This window comes from Pelagibacterium sp. (genome assembly GCF_965249125.1).
Classification (GTDB): Bacteria; Pseudomonadota; Alphaproteobacteria; order Rhizobiales; family Devosiaceae; genus Pelagibacterium.
In genome coordinates, this window is sequence record NZ_OZ252217.1 from 2,747,856 (window position 1) to 2,765,173 (window position 17,318).

General features: G+C 62.4%; 14 protein-coding genes. 2 read left to right on the forward strand and 12 right to left on the reverse strand.

The window, feature by feature from the left end; all coding sequences use genetic code 11:
* Positions 1 to 16: 16 nt before the first annotated feature.
* Positions 17 to 1,201 carry a M24 family metallopeptidase gene (locus tag ACP148_RS13390; protein WP_421953181.1) on the forward strand — a complete coding sequence of 395 codons (1,185 nt, stop codon included), beginning with the start codon at positions 17 to 19 and terminating at the stop codon, positions 1,199 to 1,201.
* A gap of 165 nt (positions 1,202 to 1,366) precedes the next feature.
* Positions 1,367 to 2,533: an acetylornithine deacetylase gene (gene argE, locus ACP148_RS13395; protein ID WP_421953182.1), complete on the forward strand. Its 1,167-nt coding sequence runs from the start codon at positions 1,367 to 1,369 to the stop codon at positions 2,531 to 2,533.
* 335 nt (positions 2,534 to 2,868) lie between these two features.
* On the opposite strand, the gene ACP148_RS13400 is transcribed toward argE, so the two are convergent.
* The 12 genes from ACP148_RS13400 to chvE form a co-directional block, all read right to left on the reverse strand.
* Positions 2,869 to 3,870, reverse strand: a complete 1,002-nt coding sequence (locus ACP148_RS13400) for a TIGR03842 family LLM class F420-dependent oxidoreductase (protein WP_421953183.1) — start codon at positions 3,868 to 3,870, stop codon at positions 2,869 to 2,871.
* Positions 3,871 to 3,966: 96 nt separating this feature from the next.
* The gene (locus ACP148_RS13405; protein WP_421953184.1) at positions 3,967 to 4,740 is read right to left on the reverse strand and encodes an ABC transporter ATP-binding protein; all 774 of its coding nucleotides are present in this window, start codon (positions 4,738 to 4,740) and stop codon (positions 3,967 to 3,969) included.
* Complete coding sequence (locus ACP148_RS13410) at positions 4,737 to 5,795, reverse strand: putative F420-0 ABC transporter permease subunit (protein WP_421953185.1); 1,059 nt, start codon at positions 5,793 to 5,795, stop codon at positions 4,737 to 4,739. The genes ACP148_RS13405 and ACP148_RS13410 overlap by 4 nt, the downstream gene beginning before the upstream one ends.
* Positions 5,796 to 6,231: 436 nt before the next feature.
* Positions 6,232 to 7,176, reverse strand: a complete 945-nt coding sequence (locus tag ACP148_RS13415; RefSeq protein ID WP_425033539.1) for a putative F420-0 ABC transporter substrate-binding protein — start codon at positions 7,174 to 7,176, stop codon at positions 6,232 to 6,234.
* A 266-nt stretch (positions 7,177 to 7,442) separates the two neighbouring features.
* On the reverse strand, positions 7,443 to 8,252 hold the full coding sequence (gene cofE, locus ACP148_RS13420; protein WP_421953187.1) for a coenzyme F420-0:L-glutamate ligase: 810 nt from the start codon (positions 8,250 to 8,252) through the stop codon (positions 7,443 to 7,445).
* Positions 8,252 to 9,274, reverse strand: a complete 1,023-nt coding sequence (locus ACP148_RS13425) for a TIGR03557 family F420-dependent LLM class oxidoreductase (protein WP_421953188.1) — start codon at positions 9,272 to 9,274, stop codon at positions 8,252 to 8,254. The genes cofE and ACP148_RS13425 overlap by 1 nt, the downstream gene beginning before the upstream one ends.
* A 214-nt stretch (positions 9,275 to 9,488) precedes the next feature.
* Positions 9,489 to 10,412: a Gfo/Idh/MocA family protein gene (locus ACP148_RS13430; protein ID WP_421953189.1), complete on the reverse strand. Its 924-nt coding sequence runs from the start codon at positions 10,410 to 10,412 to the stop codon at positions 9,489 to 9,491.
* Entirely contained in the window at positions 10,412 to 12,154 is a 1,743-nt protein-coding gene (araD, locus tag ACP148_RS13435) for an L-arabinonate dehydratase (RefSeq protein ID WP_421953190.1), read from the reverse strand. Before araD ends, ACP148_RS13430 begins: the two co-directional genes overlap by 1 nt.
* Before the next feature lie 13 nt (positions 12,155 to 12,167).
* Positions 12,168 to 13,166 carry an AraD1 family protein gene (gene araD1 / locus ACP148_RS13440; RefSeq protein ID WP_421953191.1) on the reverse strand — a complete coding sequence of 333 codons (999 nt, stop codon included), beginning with the start codon at positions 13,164 to 13,166 and terminating at the stop codon, positions 12,168 to 12,170.
* 54 nt (positions 13,167 to 13,220) lie between these two features.
* Positions 13,221 to 14,423, reverse strand: a complete 1,203-nt coding sequence (gene mmsB, locus ACP148_RS13445) for a multiple monosaccharide ABC transporter permease (protein WP_421953192.1) — start codon at positions 14,421 to 14,423, stop codon at positions 13,221 to 13,223.
* Positions 14,424 to 14,609: 186 nt separating this feature from the next.
* Positions 14,610 to 16,142: a multiple monosaccharide ABC transporter ATP-binding protein gene (gene mmsA, locus ACP148_RS13450; RefSeq protein WP_421953193.1), complete on the reverse strand. Its 1,533-nt coding sequence runs from the start codon at positions 16,140 to 16,142 to the stop codon at positions 14,610 to 14,612.
* 84 nt (positions 16,143 to 16,226) lie between these two features.
* Complete coding sequence (gene chvE / locus ACP148_RS13455) at positions 16,227 to 17,294, reverse strand: multiple monosaccharide ABC transporter substrate-binding protein (protein WP_421953194.1); 1,068 nt, start codon at positions 17,292 to 17,294, stop codon at positions 16,227 to 16,229.
* Between the last annotated feature and the right edge of the window lie 24 nt (positions 17,295 to 17,318).

The window sequence follows — 17,318 nt, forward strand, 5'->3', positions numbered from 1 at the left end:
GGAGCGCAAAGGCAAAATGCCCAATACCCGCCTGCCCTTTACCCTGCCCGAATATTACGAGCGCCTCGAGGCCGTGCGCCGGTCGATGCAGACGCAGGGCATCGACGTCTTGATCGTCACCAACCCCTCCAACATGCATTGGCTGACCGGCTATGACGGGTGGAGCTTTTACGTGCATCAGGCGGTGATCGTTTCGCTGACCGACGAGCCTTTGTGGTGGGGGCGGCCCATGGATGCGGTGGGGGCCGAAAAGACAACGTGGCTGGCCACCGAGTCGATCTATTTCTATCCCGACGATTTCGTCCAGAACCCCGAAAAGCACGCCTATGTGCATTTGTGCGGCGTGCTCAAGGACAAGGGCTGGGATCAGCGCCGGATTGGCGTGGAAATGGACAATTACTATTTCACCGCCGCGTGTCTTGAAACGCTGCGGGCAGAAATCCCCGATGTCGCAATTGTCGATGCCACATCGGTTGTCACCTGGCAGCGCTCGGTCAAATCGGAAGCCGAAATCGAATTCATGCGCCGCGCGGCGCGGATCGTTGAAGCGATGCACACGCGCATCCGCGAAGTGACACGGCCCGGTCTGCGCAAGAACGAACTTGTCGCCGAAATCTACCACGCCTCGCTGGTGGGCGCCGATGGCTATGGCGGGGACTATTCGGCAATCGTTCCGCTCACCCCTTCGGGGCGCGACGCGGCGGCGGCTCATCTGACCTGGGACGACCGCGAACTGGTCAAGGGCGAAGGGACGTTTTTCGAAATTGCTGGCTGCTACAAGCGCTATCACTGCCCCATTTCGCGCACCGGCTATCTGGGCAAACCGCCCAAGGACATGCTCAAGGCGCAGGAAGCGGTGCTCGAAGGCATGGAGGCGGGCATGGCAGTGGCCAAACCCGGCTATACATGCGGGGAAATCGCCGACGCGTTTTTCGGCGTGCTCAAGAAATATGGCGTCGAGAAAACCTCGCGCACCGGTTATTCGGTGGGGCTGTCCTATCCCCCCGACTGGGGCGAACACACGATGAGCATCCGTCCGGGCGACCCTTCGGTTTTGCGCGCCAACATGGTGTTCCATTTCATGCCCGCCATCTGGACACCAGAATGGGGGCTGGAGATCACCGAAACCATGCGCATTACCGACGAGGCCGGGCCGGAGTGCCTGGCCAATGTGCCGCGCGAGATGTTTGTGAAGAATTAGAAAGGAAGGCCCCCTCACCCGCCGCTGCGCGGCGACCTCTCCCCCAAGGGAGAGGTGGATCGCGGCGCTCGCGGTCTTCTTAACCTCTCCCTTGGGGAGAGGTCGGACCGAAGGGCGAGGTGAGGGGGCCTTCGCCAAAGACACCAACAAACATTGGAGACCCCATTGGCCCATAGACTGCTCGGTGAAACGCTCGAAATCCTCGCGGACCTTATCGGCTTTCAGTCGGTGTCGTCCGAAAGCAATCTCGAGATGATCGCCTATCTCAATCATCGGCTCGACCAGATCGGGACGCGGACCTATCTCACGCTCAACGAGACGGGCAACAAGGCGAACCTTTTCGCAACGCTGGGCCCGCCTGAGGCCGATGGCGGGATCGTTTTGTCGGGCCATACGGACGTTGTGCCCGTCGAGGGCCAGGACTGGAGCTCGGACCCGTTTACCGCCACCTTGCGCAACCGCAGGATCTATGGGCGCGGGGCTTGCGACATGAAGGGGTTCATCGCCTGCGCATTGGCCTTTGCCCCCTATTTCCAGGAAATCGGGCTCAAGCGACCCATCCATCTGGCCTTTACCTATGACGAGGAAGTGGGGTGCCTTGGCGCGCATGTGATGCTCAACGAGCTCAAAACCACGGGCCGCAAACCGGCGCTGTGCATAGTGGGCGAGCCGACGATGATGAAGATCGTCGAGGGCAACAAGGGGTGCTGCGAATACACAACCCATTTCACCGGGCTGGAAGGGCATGGTTCGATGCCCGACCGGGGGGTGAATGCCGTCGAATACGCCGTGCAGTATGTAACCAAGCTGCTCGAAATCGGCGGTGACCTCAAATCGCGGGCGCCGGAGGGCAGCCGGTTCGACCCGCCCTGGTCGACGATCCAGATCGGGAAAATGGCCGGCGGGATCGCCCGCAACATCATTCCGGGCCAATGCTCGGTGGAATGGGAATTGCGGCACGTCAATTCGGGCGATTTTGCCTTCACCCATGAGCAGATCACCGGCTTTGTCGAAGGCGTGCTGTTGCCCAGGATGGTCGATATCCATCCCGACGCGGCGGTGATTACCGAAACGATCGGCGAGGTTGCGGGTCTCGAGCCGATGACAAAGTCGGAAGCCGTGGCGCTGGTGCGGGCCCTGACCGGCAATGAAGACCCGGCCGAATGCGTGGCGTTCTCAACCGAAGCGGGCCTGTTTCAGGAAATGGGCATCGACACGGTGATCTGCGGGCCGGGCTCGATCGAACAGGCGCACAAGCCCGATGAGTTCGTGGAACTCGACCAGTTGAGCGCGTGTCTGGAGATGATCGAAGGGCTGGAAAAGCACCAGTAGGCTGAGGAAAGCCCCCTCACCCGTCTGGCTACGCCATCCGACCTCTCCCCCAAAGGGAGAGGTGACAATATCGCAGGCACCGGAAACCACCTCTCCCTTAGAGCATTTCCGCTCTTCTTCGAATCGCTTCAATTGCCCTAAGTCCCTGATTTGGCGCGTTTCCGAACCGAACAAGTGGTATCCACTTATTCTGGAAACGCTCTAGGGGGAGAGGTCGACGCGAAGCGGCGGGTGAGGGGGCCTTTCTTGGAAACCACTCCAGCGCTCAAGGCCCCTCGCCCCTTCGGGGAGAGGGTGGCCGGCAGGCCGGTGAGGGGCTCTTGAGCGCTCCCGCCTTACCGGAACGCCGGGATGACCTCGCGGCCGTAGCGGGCGATGATGTCTTCTTCCTCGCCGCTGTCGAGATAGATGTTGAACTGGGTGACGCCCGCCGCTTGCAGATCGTGGATCTTTTTGATGTGGTCTTCGGGCTCGCCGAGCACGCAGAAGCTTTCAACGATGTCGTCGGTGATGAAATCGAGGTACGGGTTATCTGACTGGCCGTGCCTGGAATAATCATAGCCGCGCCGCGCCTCGATATAGGAGGTGAGGCTGGCGGGAACCTTGTCGGAATCCGCGCCGTATTTCTCGACAATATCGGCAACGTGGTTGCCCACCATGGCGGGGAACCACTTTGTGGCCTCGATGGCCTTCTTTTTATCCCCGAAATAGGCCGGGGCGGCGGCCATCGAGCGATAAGTGCTCATGTCGCGTCCAGCGGCCCTGCCCGCTTCAAGGCACTGGTCGGTGAACCATTTGCAAAGGCCGGGTTCGGCGATCTGCAGCACGACACCATCGGCGCTTTCCCCGGCGGTCTTGAGCGCCAGGGGGCCATAGGCAGCAATCCAGGATGGCATTTCGTGACCCACGGCCCAGGGAAACTGCACCGGATTGGGCACATCGCCATAGGTCACTTCCTCGCCGCGCACCATGGCCTTGGTCTTGGCGATAAATTCGGCGACGCGCTTCAATGTCGCGGGTTTGTGGCCCATGACGCGGCGCGAGGAATCCCCGCGGCCCACGGCGAGATCGAAACGGCCACCGCTCTGCTTGGCGAGGGAACCAAAGAGCGAAGCGGCAACCGACCAGTCACGCACGTCGGGGTTGGTGACCAGCGGACCGAACCGCATGGATTTCGTCCATTCCATGCCCATGGCCATGGCCGGGTAAGGATCACGCCAGAGGATGTGGGAATCGTAGAACCAGCAATAGGTGAACCCGGCATATTCGGCAGCCTGGATCAGATAGCGCGCCCTGTCGTGATCGACAAAACCCTTGAAGGTGATTCCGAATTCCATTGTCCCTACCCTTTCAGACCCCTGATCCCGCCTTTGCCGTGCGGAAATATTTTGACCAGACGATCAAATTTTTAATCGGCGCGCAAGTACAATTCGTCACGGCCCGTAAGCGATCATCGGGCGACCCGATGCGGGGTTGGGCACTATGGTGGCAGCGACGCCATAAACCCGCGCGAGAAAAGCTGAATCGATGACCGCACCGGGCGCGCCCTCGGCCACCACCCGACCCCGGTCGAGCGCCACGACATGATCGAACCAGGCGGCGGTCAGGTTGAGATCGTGCATGGTGACAAGGATGGTCAGCCCCTCATCGGCCAGGGCGCGCAGGATTTCCATGACGGCGATCTGGGCGGAAAGATCGAGATGGTTGGTCGGCTCGTCGAGCAGCAGCAGGCGGGGGGATTGGGCAAGAGCCCTCGCGATGTGCACGCGCTGTTGCTCGCCGCCGGAGAGGGTTGAAAAGCGCCGCATCGCGAATTCGGCGACCCCGGCGCGGGCCATGGCGCGGGCGGCGATTTCCTCATCGGCGCTCTCGCTGTCGGCGGCCCACATTCCCTGATGCGGCAGGCGGCCGAGCATCACCACGTCATGGACATCGATGGGCTGATCGGTGGCAGCACTCTGTTCGACAAGCGCGGCGATGCGGGCGCGCTCGCGGCGCGGCAGGGCGTGGAAATTCGAGCCCTCAAACCCGATATCGGCGCTTGCCGAAGGCTCGAAACCGAGGATCACCCGCAGCAGGGTGGATTTGCCGGCGCCATTGGGGCCAATCAGGGCGTTGAGACGGCCCGGCTCAAGGGTGAAGGACACATCATCGAGGATGGTCTTGCGCTCGATGGTCAGGCTGGCGCTGTGGATGGCAAGGCTCATGTGGCCCGCCTGTTGCGCAGCAGGATGAAAAAGAAGGCCGGGGCGCCGATCATGGCGGTGACTATGCCGACGGGAAGCTCGCGCGGATCGAACAGGGTGCGAGAGGCGGTATCGGTCCAGACCATGAATATCGCTCCGGCCAGCGCGGCCAGCGGCAATAAATGGCGGTGGCGCCCTCCGGCGACCAGCCGCACCGCATGGGGCAGGATGAGCCCGACAAAGCCAATGGCTCCCGAAATCGCGACGAGAACGCCGGTGAGAAGCGCCGTGCCGCCGAGCATGACCCAGCGGGTTCTTTCAACGTCGATGCCCAGGGCGCAGGCCGCCGTGTCGCCGAACACGAAGCCATCGAGGATGCGGCCCGAGGCAATGAGCGGAGCGCCGACCGCAGCGAGTGCGACAAGCGCCAGCCCGGTATCGGACCAGCGCGCGCCGGCCAGCGAGCCCATGAGCCAGGAGAGGATTTCGCGGTAGGAATCCCCGGTCGCCGTCCAGAAGATCAGGAACGAGGTGAGTGCGGAGGCCAGTGCGGAAACGGCCAGACCGGCGAGAATGGCGCGGGAGGCGGTGATGGCGCCGAGCGATCGCGCCAGCCCCAGCGTCAGGCCCATGGCGGCCAAGGCACCAGCGAACGCTCCGACCGGCAGCAGGAGCGTCGCCCCGATCAGCATCATGGAGACGGCGCCGACCGACGCGCCCGAGGAAAGACCGAGAAGGTAGGGATCGGCCAGCGGGTTGCGGGTCAGCGCCTGCATGACCGCGCCGCAAATGGCCAATCCGGCCCCCACGGCAGCAGCGGCGAGGACGCGCGGCAGGCGCAACTCCCAGACGATCCCCCCACGCAGGCGCGACACCGGGTTTTCAGAAATAATACCGAGCTTGTGGGCGATCACCGCCCAGACTTCGCCGGGAGCAATATCGGCCGGGCCGATGGTGACGGCGGCGACAAGGGAGGCGCCGAGCGCCAGGGCCAACCCCGCAAGCCCGGCCTGAAATTTCAGCCGCCGCAAGGCAGCGGGGGTCAGGGCGGACAGGCCGAGCGGGGCGGCGACCATCAGAGGGTTTTCCGGTCGTGCGTAAGGGAAGGCCCCCTCACCCGTCGCTTCGCGCCGACCCCCGATCGGGTTGGGGGCAGGCTCTCTCCCCCAAGGGAGAGGTGAGAGGGAGGGCTGCCAACCCGCCGCGCTGTCCCGGATATGATCCGGGGGCCAGCCGCGTTAGTCGACACTCCGACGCCCGAGGCTCGCTCACATAGGCCCCGGCTTTCGCCGGGGAAGCGAGGGAGGGGCGTCATTGCTCCGGCAACCAATTCTTGTGGCCGCTGCAGCAAATCAACAATGCCTTCCTCTGAAGGCGTGCCAACGATAGGCGTCGCCTCTCGCTCCCGCGCTGCCCCGGACTTGATCCGGGGTCCAGCAGCGCCAATCGACGCTCGGAAGTTTGAGGCTGGCTCACATGGACCCCGGCTTTCGCCGGGGAAGCGAAGGGGGGTCATTGTGGCAGATCGAGCTCCTGGAGTTGCCGTGCCAGATCGGCGGCGGCGGGGATGGAGCGGATGCCCGGTTCGGCGGCGGGGAACGGGATGGTGATGTAGCGCTCGTTCTGTACGGCACTCAGATTGGCTGTGGCGGGGTTGTCGTTCAAAAGCGTGATCTTCTGGTCGACCGAGTTCCATGCGGCATCGACGAGGATCATCACGTCGGGATCGGCATCGACAATGGCTTCCCAGCTCGCCGAGGTCCAGGTGTCTTCCACATCGGCAAAGATGTTGGCGATGCCGAGCGCCTCCATGGTCATTTGCGGTCCGCCGAGGCCGGCCCCAACATAGGGGGTCGAAGTGGCCGAGGAATACCAGAGGCCGGTCAGGTTCGAGGCGGGTTTGATTTCTTCGAGCATTGTGCGCTGTTCGGCGACCAGTTGGGTGGCGCGATCCTCGACATCGAAAATGGCGCCCATTTCGACGATCTGGTCGAAGACGTCCTCGAACGAGAGCTTGTCCGGCGTGCCTTGCGAGCGGCAGGCCGTGGGGGCGACATAGGTGGCAACGCCGAGCGCGTGCAGGCCGTCACGGGTGCCCGCGCCGTCGGCGGCAAAGCTTGATTCCCAGCCGCCGTAGACGAAATCGGGCTCGGCTTCGAGGACGACTTCCTGGGAGGGGACGCGATCCGCAAGAATGGGGAGCGGCGTAGCGGGCGCCCATGCATCGGGGACCGGGCCATCCTGAAAACCGACGCCGACGATTTTTTCTGCAAGGCCGAGGGCGAGGAGGAGTTCGGTGGCTGTCGATTTGATGGTGACGACCCGTTCGGGTGGGGCATCGAAAGTGATTGTAGCGCCGCAGTTTTCGATGGTGAGGGGGTAGTCGGTGGCGTGGGCGGGGGTTGAGAGGGCGGAACCCAGGCTCACGAGAGGAAGCAGCCATATCTTGAGCGACACCGCTTCCCTTCGCTGTCCCGAGCTCGATCCGGAACCCAGCAACCCTTCCCGTCCACTGGAGGATGCCGCAACGCCCATGGACTCCGGCTTTCGCCGGAGCAGCGAGGGGTGAAAAGCGCCGCTAAAAAACCAATTTGTCACCCCGGCCCTGGGCCGGGGGCCAGTAACCGGCAGAGTTTGCGAACTTGCCGGAGCGCTGCCGTGTACTGGATCCCGGGTCGAGCCCGGGATGACGGCGGTGCTTGAGACAAAGGATATCAATCGGCTCATTTCACCTTTTCCTTTTTCGCCGCCAGCTCGTGCATGGCGGCCTCGTAGCCCTGCCTGTAGGCCTCGGTCGATCCGAAGCGGAACATGTCGTCTTCGCCCAGCCGGGCCAGGGTTTTGGCGCCGGGACTGTCGGGATCGATGACCAGCTTTCCCAAGCCCCGCGCCACCGCGACGGGCATGCGGGACGCCTTGCCCTTGACCAGATCGGCGGCGGCGGCGAGTTCATCGGCAAGGACGGTGACCGTGACGTTGAGGGGGCGGCCATTGGCATCGACGCCGCCGCGCAAATCGTCGACGAGCTGCACGCCCGATGCACCGATGGCGGCGTCGGTCTGGCCGACGCGCCAAGGGCGGCCAAGGGTATCGGTGATGACGATACCGAGCCGCTTGCCGGTCTTTTCGCGCAGGGCCTCGCAGAGCGCCCGGGCCGAAGCGTCGGGATCGCGCGGCAGGCGCAGAGCGAGGCCGTCGGGAACATTTGAGGTGTCGAGACCGGCGGCGGCCATGACGAGCCCCTGTCGGGTTTCGACGATTTTGGTTATCCCGCCAGCATGGGCGCGCTCGGCGACGATGCGGACGGTATCCTCCTCGATAGCCAGCTCACGGGCGGCGATGGGCACCTGCATGCCTTCGGCCTTGGATACGATTTTGGATGTGACGATCAGGATATCGCCATCGGCCAGCGCGGCATCGGGATCGGAGGCGGCCATGGTGTCGATGGCAGCCGAAATCAGCGCGACCAGATCGTCCCCCGCCCCGATCTCGGGAATGCCTTGTATTCCCCACAGTGTCAGTCGGTTGGCCATCAGCGCTTCTTAAGTTTGGGCAGCACCTTTTCGGCGAACACGTCGATCCATTCGCGCTGGTTGCGGCCCACATTGTGGAGATAGATGCGGTCGAAGCCGAAATCGGCAAATTTTTCGATGTGTTCGAGATGCTCTTCGGGATCGGGGGAAATCACCATCCTGCCCTTGAAATCCTCGGGGCGGACCAGCTTGGCCATCTGCTCGAAATCGAAAGGCGAGCGGATGTCGGCCTTGGGGAATTTCATGCCGCCATTGGGCCATTCGGTCATGGCGTTGGCCAGCGCTTCCTCGTAGGTCTCGGCCCAGCTCAAATGGAGCTGGAGCACCTTGGGCATTTTGTCGGGGTCCTTGCCGGCCTCACGCGCGCCCTCGGCGAACTTTTCAAACAGCATCTCGATTTTTTCGAGCGGCGCGCCGACGGTGATGATGCCATCGGCAAATTTGCCGGTTTTCTTCGCGTTGAGCGGGCCGGCGGTGGCAACGAGAATTTCGGGCGCCGTTTCGGGCATGGTCCACAGCCTTGTGGACTCCATCCTGTAATAGTCGCCCTTATGCTTGGTATCCTTGCCGGCCGCCGAGTTCTCGAACAGCTTTTTTATGATCTGGACGGCTTCAAACATGCGGGCCGAACGCTCGCCCACGTCGGGCCAGTATTGGGCGAGGAAACTTTCATTGAGCGCCTCGCCGGCCCCCACGCCGAGCCAGTGGCGGTTGGGATACATGGCGGCAAGGGTCGCCGAAGCCTGCGCCACCATGGCGGGATGCCAGCGGAAAGTAGGGGTGGTGACGCCTGGGCCCATATCGCCTTTGGTGCGTTCGCCGATGGCGGTCAGGACGTTCCAAACGAATGCCGACTGGCCCTGCTGGGGCACCCAGGGCTGGAAATGGTCGGCGGCCATGGCGCCGTTAAAACCGTTCTGCTCGGCATATTGGGTCAGTTCCACGCAATCGCGCGGGTGAAACTGCTCGAGCATCACCGCATAGCCGATCAACCCCTCGGGTCCGGATTTGAAAACGGACATTGGATGCGACTCCCCTTGGCTTTGCGATCAGTCAATCACAAAGCCGGAAAGAGCAATAGAGGGGTTTTTGACCTTTTGGTAAAATTTTTGGGCAGGAGAGGACCGGGCTCGATGGGAGGGTCATCCGGAAATGCCGGGGATCATCCACCGAAGCCGAGTTTACTGGCCCCGGCTCAAGGCCGGGGCGACAATTGGGGGAGGATCGGCCGCCGCCCTATTCGATGAACGCCTCGACCTTGCGAATCTCGCCAAGCATAGAGGCGTCGGCCACCAATTGCAGCGGGGAAATGTCGACATCGCTTTCGCCCCCGGCCAGAAGCGATGCGAAATGGGCGTAAATGCCGTCATACTCGGTATCGTCGGCGGCCAGCTGGGTTTGCCCATCGATCCTGAGCACAGCGCCGCCAGCCGAGAGCTCGAGCAGACCTGCATCGATCCGAACGGTGATGTCCCAGGTTTGCGGCCCCTCCTGTCGCCAATCGAAATCGGCGGTGACAGGATGGCCGGTGACCGAAGCAAAATCGATTTCCGCCGCGATGGGCGTCTGGCGGTTTGCCGGGACTTCGAGCACCGCGCCGGTGACCAGCACGGGGGCGGGCAGGATATGGGTGAGGATCGATAGGGCGTTGATGCCGGGATCGAACACACCCATGCCGCCCGGCTCCCAGATCCAGTCCTGGCCGGGGTGCCAGCGGCGCACGTCCTCGCGCCAGACGATATCGACGCTGTGGATGGTCTTGTCGGCCAGAAACCGACGGGCCGGCTCGACCCCTTGGGCGTAGCGCGAATGCCATGTGGCAAACAGGGCTACCCCGTGCTCGGCGGCCAGGTTCTTGAGCCAATCGACTTCGGCGACGGTGGCGCCGGGCGGCTTTTCGAGCAGAACGTGGCGGCGGGCACGGATGGCGGCTTCTGCATATTGACGCCGGACTTGCGGCGGGGTGCACAGCGCCACGGATTTGATATCGGGGCGCGCTGCGAGCATTTGATCGAGGGAGGTAAAATGGTCGACGCCCTCAAGCTCTGCATTGCGCGAGACGATGGCGGCGAGCTCGAAATCGGGATTTTTAGAGATCGAGGGCAAATGCTGGTCGCGGGCAATCTTGCCCAGCCCGACAATGGCGATCGAATGAGCCATCAGTGGGAATCCTTGCCCACCGCACTGCCGCGCGAGCCTTTGAGAAAATCGAAATCGGCGCCGGTATGGGCCTGATCGACGTGATCGAGGAACATTCTGGCATAGCCCGATTGCGGCTGGTCAGGTAGCGGGGACCAATCGGCGAGGCGGGCGGCGATCTCGGTTTCGGGGACGTCGAGATGGATCGTGCGGTTGGGCACGTCGATGGAAATCATGTCGCCATTGCGCACAGCGGCCAGCGGGCCGCCCACCGCCGCTTCGGGGGAGGTGTGAAGGATCACCGTGCCATAGGCGGTGCCCGACATGCGGGCGTCGGAAATGCGCACCATGTCCTTTATGCCCTTGCGCAGCACCTTGGGCGGCAGGCCCATATTGCCGACCTCGGCCATGCCGGGATAGCCCTTGGGGCCGCAGTTCTTGAGCACCATGACGCAGGTCTCGTCGATATCGAGCGCCTCGTCGTTGATTCTTGCCTTGTAGTCGTCGATGTCCTCGAACACCACGGCGCGACCGGTATGGACCATCAGATGCGGGCTGGCGGCTGAGGGTTTCAATACGCAGCCATTGGGCGCGAGATTGCCTTTGAGCACGGCGATGCCGCCATGGCTGGTCAGGGCTGTCTCAACCGGGCGGATCACGTCCTCGTTCCAGTTGCGGGCATTGACGATTTCCTCGCCCATGGTGCGGCCCGAAACGGTCAGCGCATCGCCATGGAGCTTTTTGCCCTCGAGCAGGGACTTGAGCACCACCGGCAAGCCCCCGGCGTAGAAGAATTCCTCCATCAGATATTTGCCCGAGGGCATGAGATTGACGATTGTGGGAATGTCGCGGCCGAGCCGGTCCCAATCGTCGAGCCCGATATCGACGCCGACGCGGCCCGCAAGGGCCAGCAGATGAACCACGGCATTGGTCGAACCGCCGATGGCGCCATTGGTCATTATGGCGTTTTCAAACGCCTTGCGGGTGAGGATATCGGAGGGTTTGAGGTCGTCCTTGACCATATCGACGATGCGGCGGCCGGTGAGTTGCGCCATGACGCGGCGGCGGCTGTCGACGGCGGGGATGGCCGCATTGCCCGAGAGCGCCATGCCCAGCGCCTCGGCCATCGAGGCCATGGTGGAGGCGGTGCCCATTGTGTTGCACGAACCCGACGACCGGCTCATAGCCTGCTCGGCTTCGAGGAAATCGTCCTTGGTCATTTCCCCGGCCTTGATGGCCTCGCTCATCTGCCAGAGCGCGGTGCCCGAGCCGACCCGCTCGCCCCGGAACCAGCCGTTGAGCATGGGGCCGCCGGTGACCACGATCGAGGGAATATCGGTCGAGGCGGCGCCCATGAGCAGCGAGGGGGTGGTCTTGTCGCAACCGACCAGCAGCACGGCGCCGTCGATGGGCTGGCCGCGCATCACCTCTTCGACCGCCATGGCGGCGAGGTTGCGATACATCATGGCCGTGGGGCGGAACGTATTCTCAGAAGCCGAGAACACCGGCACTTCGAGCGGGAAGCCGCCGGCCTCCCAGACGCCCGCCTTCACCTTTTCGGCCAGTTCGCGCAGATGGCCGTTGCAGGGGGTGAGATCTGACCAGGTGTTCAAAATCCCGATCACCGGGCGGCCGTCGAACAGATCGTGCGGATAGCCCTGGTTTTTGAGCCACCCGCGATGGTAAATGCTGTCACGCGAGGTGCCGCCATACCATTCCTGCGAGCGCAGCTTGCGCGGCCATTGGGCCTTTTCGAATGCCATTGCCCTGCCCTTCCTACAATGACTTGACCGCGACAGGCGCGTCGGCAGGGCGTGTCTTGTCGATGGCCAGGGAGTTCTTGAGCGGCAGGCCAAAGGGGGCGGCTTCGATTTCGAAGATGTCGCCTTCCTGAGTGCGGACGTTGTCCGCAAAGCTCAGCGTTGCCGTGCCGAACATATGGACATGCACGTCGCCGGGCTTGCGGAAGATTTCGTATTTGAAATGGTGGTGTTCGAGATTGGCGAGGGTGTGGCTCATATTGTCCTCGCCCGAAACGAAAGGCTTTTCCCACAGCACGGCGCCATCGCGGACAACGCGGGAGGTGCCCTCGATATGGGCGGGCAATTCGCCGACGAGGATTTCAGGGCCGATCGAGGCGGGGCGCAATTTCGAGTGCGCGAGATAGAGGTAGTTCTGCCGCTCGGTCACATGATCGGAAAATTCGTTGGCAAGGGCAAAGCCGATCCGGTGCGGCACGCCCTCATAGGAGACGATGTAGATGCCGGCGATTTCGGGCTCTTCACCCGCATCGAGCGCAAAGCTCGGCGAGACGATGGGCTTGCCCGGCGCGACCAGCGCGTGGCCATTGCCTTTATAGAACCATTCGGGCTGAACGCCGGTCTTGCCGCCAACCGGCTTGCCGCCCTCCACGCCCATCCGGAACATCTTCATGGAATCGGTCAGGTTCTCCTCGGCGCCGGTTTTCTGGTGCATGGCGTTGCGTGTGGAGGCGGAACCGAGATGGGTAAGACCTGTGCCAGTGAGGTGCAGGCGGGCGGGATCGTCCGGGGTGATGGGCGCCAGCACCCTCCCCTCGGCATAGGCTGCGTCCAGATCGACGCTCTCCCCCAGTCCCTGTTCGGCGATCAGCCCGGCCAGGGCCATATCCCGTGCGATGGCGCGCTTGGCCAGCGCCAGAATGGAGTCCGCGCCATTGACGATTCTGGCATTATCGCCCTCACGCGCGACGACGCGCTGGGAACCGCTGGTATCGAGGATCTGGGAGAGCAACACTTTTCAAAATACTCCAGGGGGTAGGCCGGCGCGCGCTGGGCGCGCCGGAAAAGGTCAGGCGGCCTTGTTCTTGTTGTAGACGTCGAAGATCACCGCAGCGAGCAGGACCAGGCCCTTGATCATCTGCTGCCAGTCGATGCCGATACCCATTATCGACATGCCGTTGTTCATCACCCCCATGATGAACGCACCGATCACCGCACCGACAATCGTGCCGACACCGCCGGCCATGGAAGCGCCACCGATGAACACGGCGGCGATCACGTCGAGCTCGAAGGTCTCGCCCGCCTTGGGCGTCGCCATGTTGAGCCGGGCGGCGAACACCAGCCCGGCCAAAGCGGCGAGCATGCCCATATTGGCGAACACAAGGAAGGTCAGGCGTTCGGAATTGATGCCCGAGAGCTTTGCCGCCTTCTGGTTACCACCCACCGCATAGATGCGGCGACCGATTGTGGTCTGCTTGGCCACGAAGCTGTAGCCGGCGATCAGCACCGCCATGATGATAAAGACATTGGGCAGGCCGCGCGAGGTGGCCAGAAGATAGACCAGATAGACCACGGCTCCGGCAACGAGAATGTTGCGGCCGGTGAAAAAGGCAAAAGGTTCGTCGGGCGTCCCGTGCCTGGCCTCCTTGGCGCGAGCCCGCACCGAAAGCAGAACGAGAATGGCCGCGGCGCCAACACCAAGCAGCATCGAGAGCATGTGGATGCCCTCGAGCGCAAACAGGTCCGGGATAAAGCCCGAAGCGATCAGGCGGAATTCATCGGGGAACGGCCCGATGGACTGGCCCTTCAGGAGAACCATCATCAATCCCTTGAACACCAGCATGCCGGCAAGGGTCACGATGAAGCTGGGGATTTTCCAATAGGCGATCCAATAGCCCTGAATGGCCCCGATGGCCGCCCCGACCGCCAGGCAGATGATGGCCGCGGGCAGGAAATGGATATCGAACTGCACCATCAATACGGCTGCCAGCGCGCCGACAAAGCCCATGACCGAGCCGACCGAGAGATCGATATGGCCGCACACAATGACCAGCAGCATGCCGACGGCCATGATGACGATATAGGAGTTCTGGAGCACCAGGTTGGTGACATTGGCCGGGCGCAACAGGATGCCGTCGGTGGCGATCTGGAAGAACACCACGATTGCGATCAGGGCGAACAGGATGCCGTATTCGCGCAGATGGGTTTTGAGATAGGTCACAAACACCGACTGGCCGCCGGTTGCGGACGAGGATTGGGTGAGGTCAGTCATGGTCTGGTCCGTTGATGAATTGATCGAGAAGGCTCGGCAACGCCCGTCCCCCACCATCGCTGTCCCGGACTTGATCCGGGACCCAGCAGCAGGTGGCACGAGCACCAGAGTTCGACGCGAATGCCCATGGACCCCGGCTTTCGCCGGGGCAGCGAGAGTGCGCGGGATAGGCAAGGGACATCGCCATCACGCCGCCCTCCCCGTTTTGAGGATCATCGACATGATCTTTTCCTGAGTGGCTTCGGCGATGGGCAATTCGCCCACGAAGCGGCCGGCGTTCATGACGTAAATGCGGTCGCAGGTGCCCAACAGTTCCGGCATTTCCGAAGATATCAGGACGATGGCTTTGCCCTGGGCCGCCAGGTCGTTGATGATCGAATAGATTTCGTATTTGGCCCCGACATCAATGCCTCGGGTGGGTTCGTCCAGGATCAGGACGTCAGGTCCTGCGTAGAGCCATTTGGACAAGACCACCTTTTGCTGGTTGCCGCCCGAGAGATTGACCGTTTTCTGGCCGATCCCGGAACTCTTGATCGCCATGAGCTTGCGGTAGCGCTCGGCGACCTCGCGCTCCTTGTGATTGTCCACAACGATGCCATTGGCGATGCCGTCGAGATTGGCGAGGGGGACATTGTCGCGGATGGGTTGGTCGAGGACGAGACCGTAGGTTTTGCGGTCCTCTGTGGCATAACAGATGCCGTTGGCGATGGTTTTGGGCACCGAGGAGGTATCGACGGGCTGGCCGCGCAAAAGCACTTCGCCCGAGATTTTCTCGCCATAGGATTTTCCGAACAAGCTCATGGCCAGTTCGGTCCGTCCGGCGCCCATCAGCCCAGCAATGCCTACCACCTCTCCGGCGCGCACCGAAAGGCTCACGTCGTCCACGACCTTGCGCTCGGAATGGATGGGGTGGTGCGCGGTCCAGTTTTTGACCTCGAACAGCACGTCGCCGATCTTGGGATCGCGGGCCGGGAAGCGGTCGGTGAGCGAACGGCCCACCATGTCGCGCACGATATCAGCCTCGGAAATTTCCGAAGTGTGGCAATCGAGGGTGGAAACGGTATGGCCGTCGCGCAGCACCGTGATGCGGTCGGCGACCTGGGAAATTTCGTTGAGCTTATGGGAAATCAGGATCGAGGAGATGCCTCGCTCCTTGAGTTCGACCAACAGCTTGAGAAGCGCCTGGCTGTCGGTTTCGTTGAGCGAGGATGTGGGCTCATCGAGGATAAGGAGCTTGACTTCCTTTGACAGCGCCTTGGCGATCTCGACGAGCTGTTGCTTGCCGAGCCCCAGATGGGTGATCTTTGTGCGCGGGGATTCCTTTAGCGACACGCGCTTGAGCAGGTCTTCGGTGCGGCGATAGGTTTCCGACCAGTCGATCACACCATTGCTGGCGCGCTCATTGCCCAGAAAGATGTTTTCGGCAATCGAGAGTAGCGGAACCAGCGCCAGTTCCTGATGGATGATGACGATGCCGCATTTTTCGCTTTCGGAAATGGAATGGAAATGGCGTTCCTCTCCCTCGAAAAAGATTTGCCCCTCGTAATCGCCGGAAGGATAGACGCCCGAGAGCACCTTCATCAGGGTGGACTTGCCCGCGCCGTTTTCGCCGACCAGCGCGTGGATTTCGCCCTGTTCGACGACCAGGTTGACGTTTTCGAGCGCGTTGACGCCCGGAAAGCTCTTGGTGATGCCGCGCATTTCGAGAATGGACGTCATGGCGTTCCGTCTCTCTTTTCTGAGTGTGTGCGGCGGGGCGCTATGCTGCCCCACCGCACGGCCTCTGGAGGAGGACTGGCTCGATCAGTTGGCGATCTGGTCTTCGGTATAATACCCCGAACCGACCAGTACCCCTTCTACATTGTCGGCGGTGACCAGCACCGGTTCGAGCAGGTAGGAGGGGACTACCTTGACGCCGTTTTCATAGGTCTCGGTGTCGTTGATTTCGGGCTCGGAGCCATTGATCAGGGCTTCGACCATGCCGACCGTCACACGGGCCAATTCACGCGTATCCTTGAAGACCGTCGAATACTGGTCACCGGCCATAATCGCGGCGACCGACGGGAGTTCAGCGTCCTGACCGGAAATGATCGGCATGGGCATGTCGCCCGAACCGTAACCCACGCCGCGCAGCGAGGAGATGATGCCGATGGAAAGCCCGTCATAGGGCGAGAGCACGGCATCGACCTGATCGTCGGTATAATGGGCCGACAGAAGGTTATCCATGCGGGCCTGGGCCACCGAGCCGTCCCAGCGCAGCGTTCCGACGGTGTCCATGCCCATCTGGCCCGATTTGACGACCAGCGTGCCATCGTCGATCAGCGGCTGGAGGACGCTCATGGCGCCGTCATAGAAGAAATAGGCGTTGTTGTCGTCGGGCGAGCCGCCGAACAACTCGATATTGTAAGGCGCTTCACCGCCTGCGGCTTCGAGGCCGTCGACCAGCGACTGGGCCTGCTGCACGCCAACCTTGAAGTTGTCGAAGGTCGCGTAATAATCGACATTTTCCGAGCCGCGGATCAGCCGGTCATAGGCGATGACGTGAATGCCGGCGGCAGCGGCGTTCTCAAGCGCCGTGGTCAGTGTCGTGCCGTCGATGGACGCGATGACCAGCACGTCGACCCCGCGCACGATCATGTTTTCGATCTGGGCGAGCTGGTTGGGGATGTCGTCTTCGGCGTATTGCAGATCGGTCTGGTAGCCGGCCGCCTCGAACAGCTCGACCATTGAATTGCCGTCCGAGATCCAGCGGGCCGACGATTGGGTCGGCATGGAAATGCCCACCGAGCCGGCGTCCTGCGCCATGGCGGGCATCGCCGAAAGCGCAGAGGTCATCACCAGGGCGCCCAGCCCTGCCAAAATCGATTTCATGAGGTTTCTCCCTGTCAGTTCCGC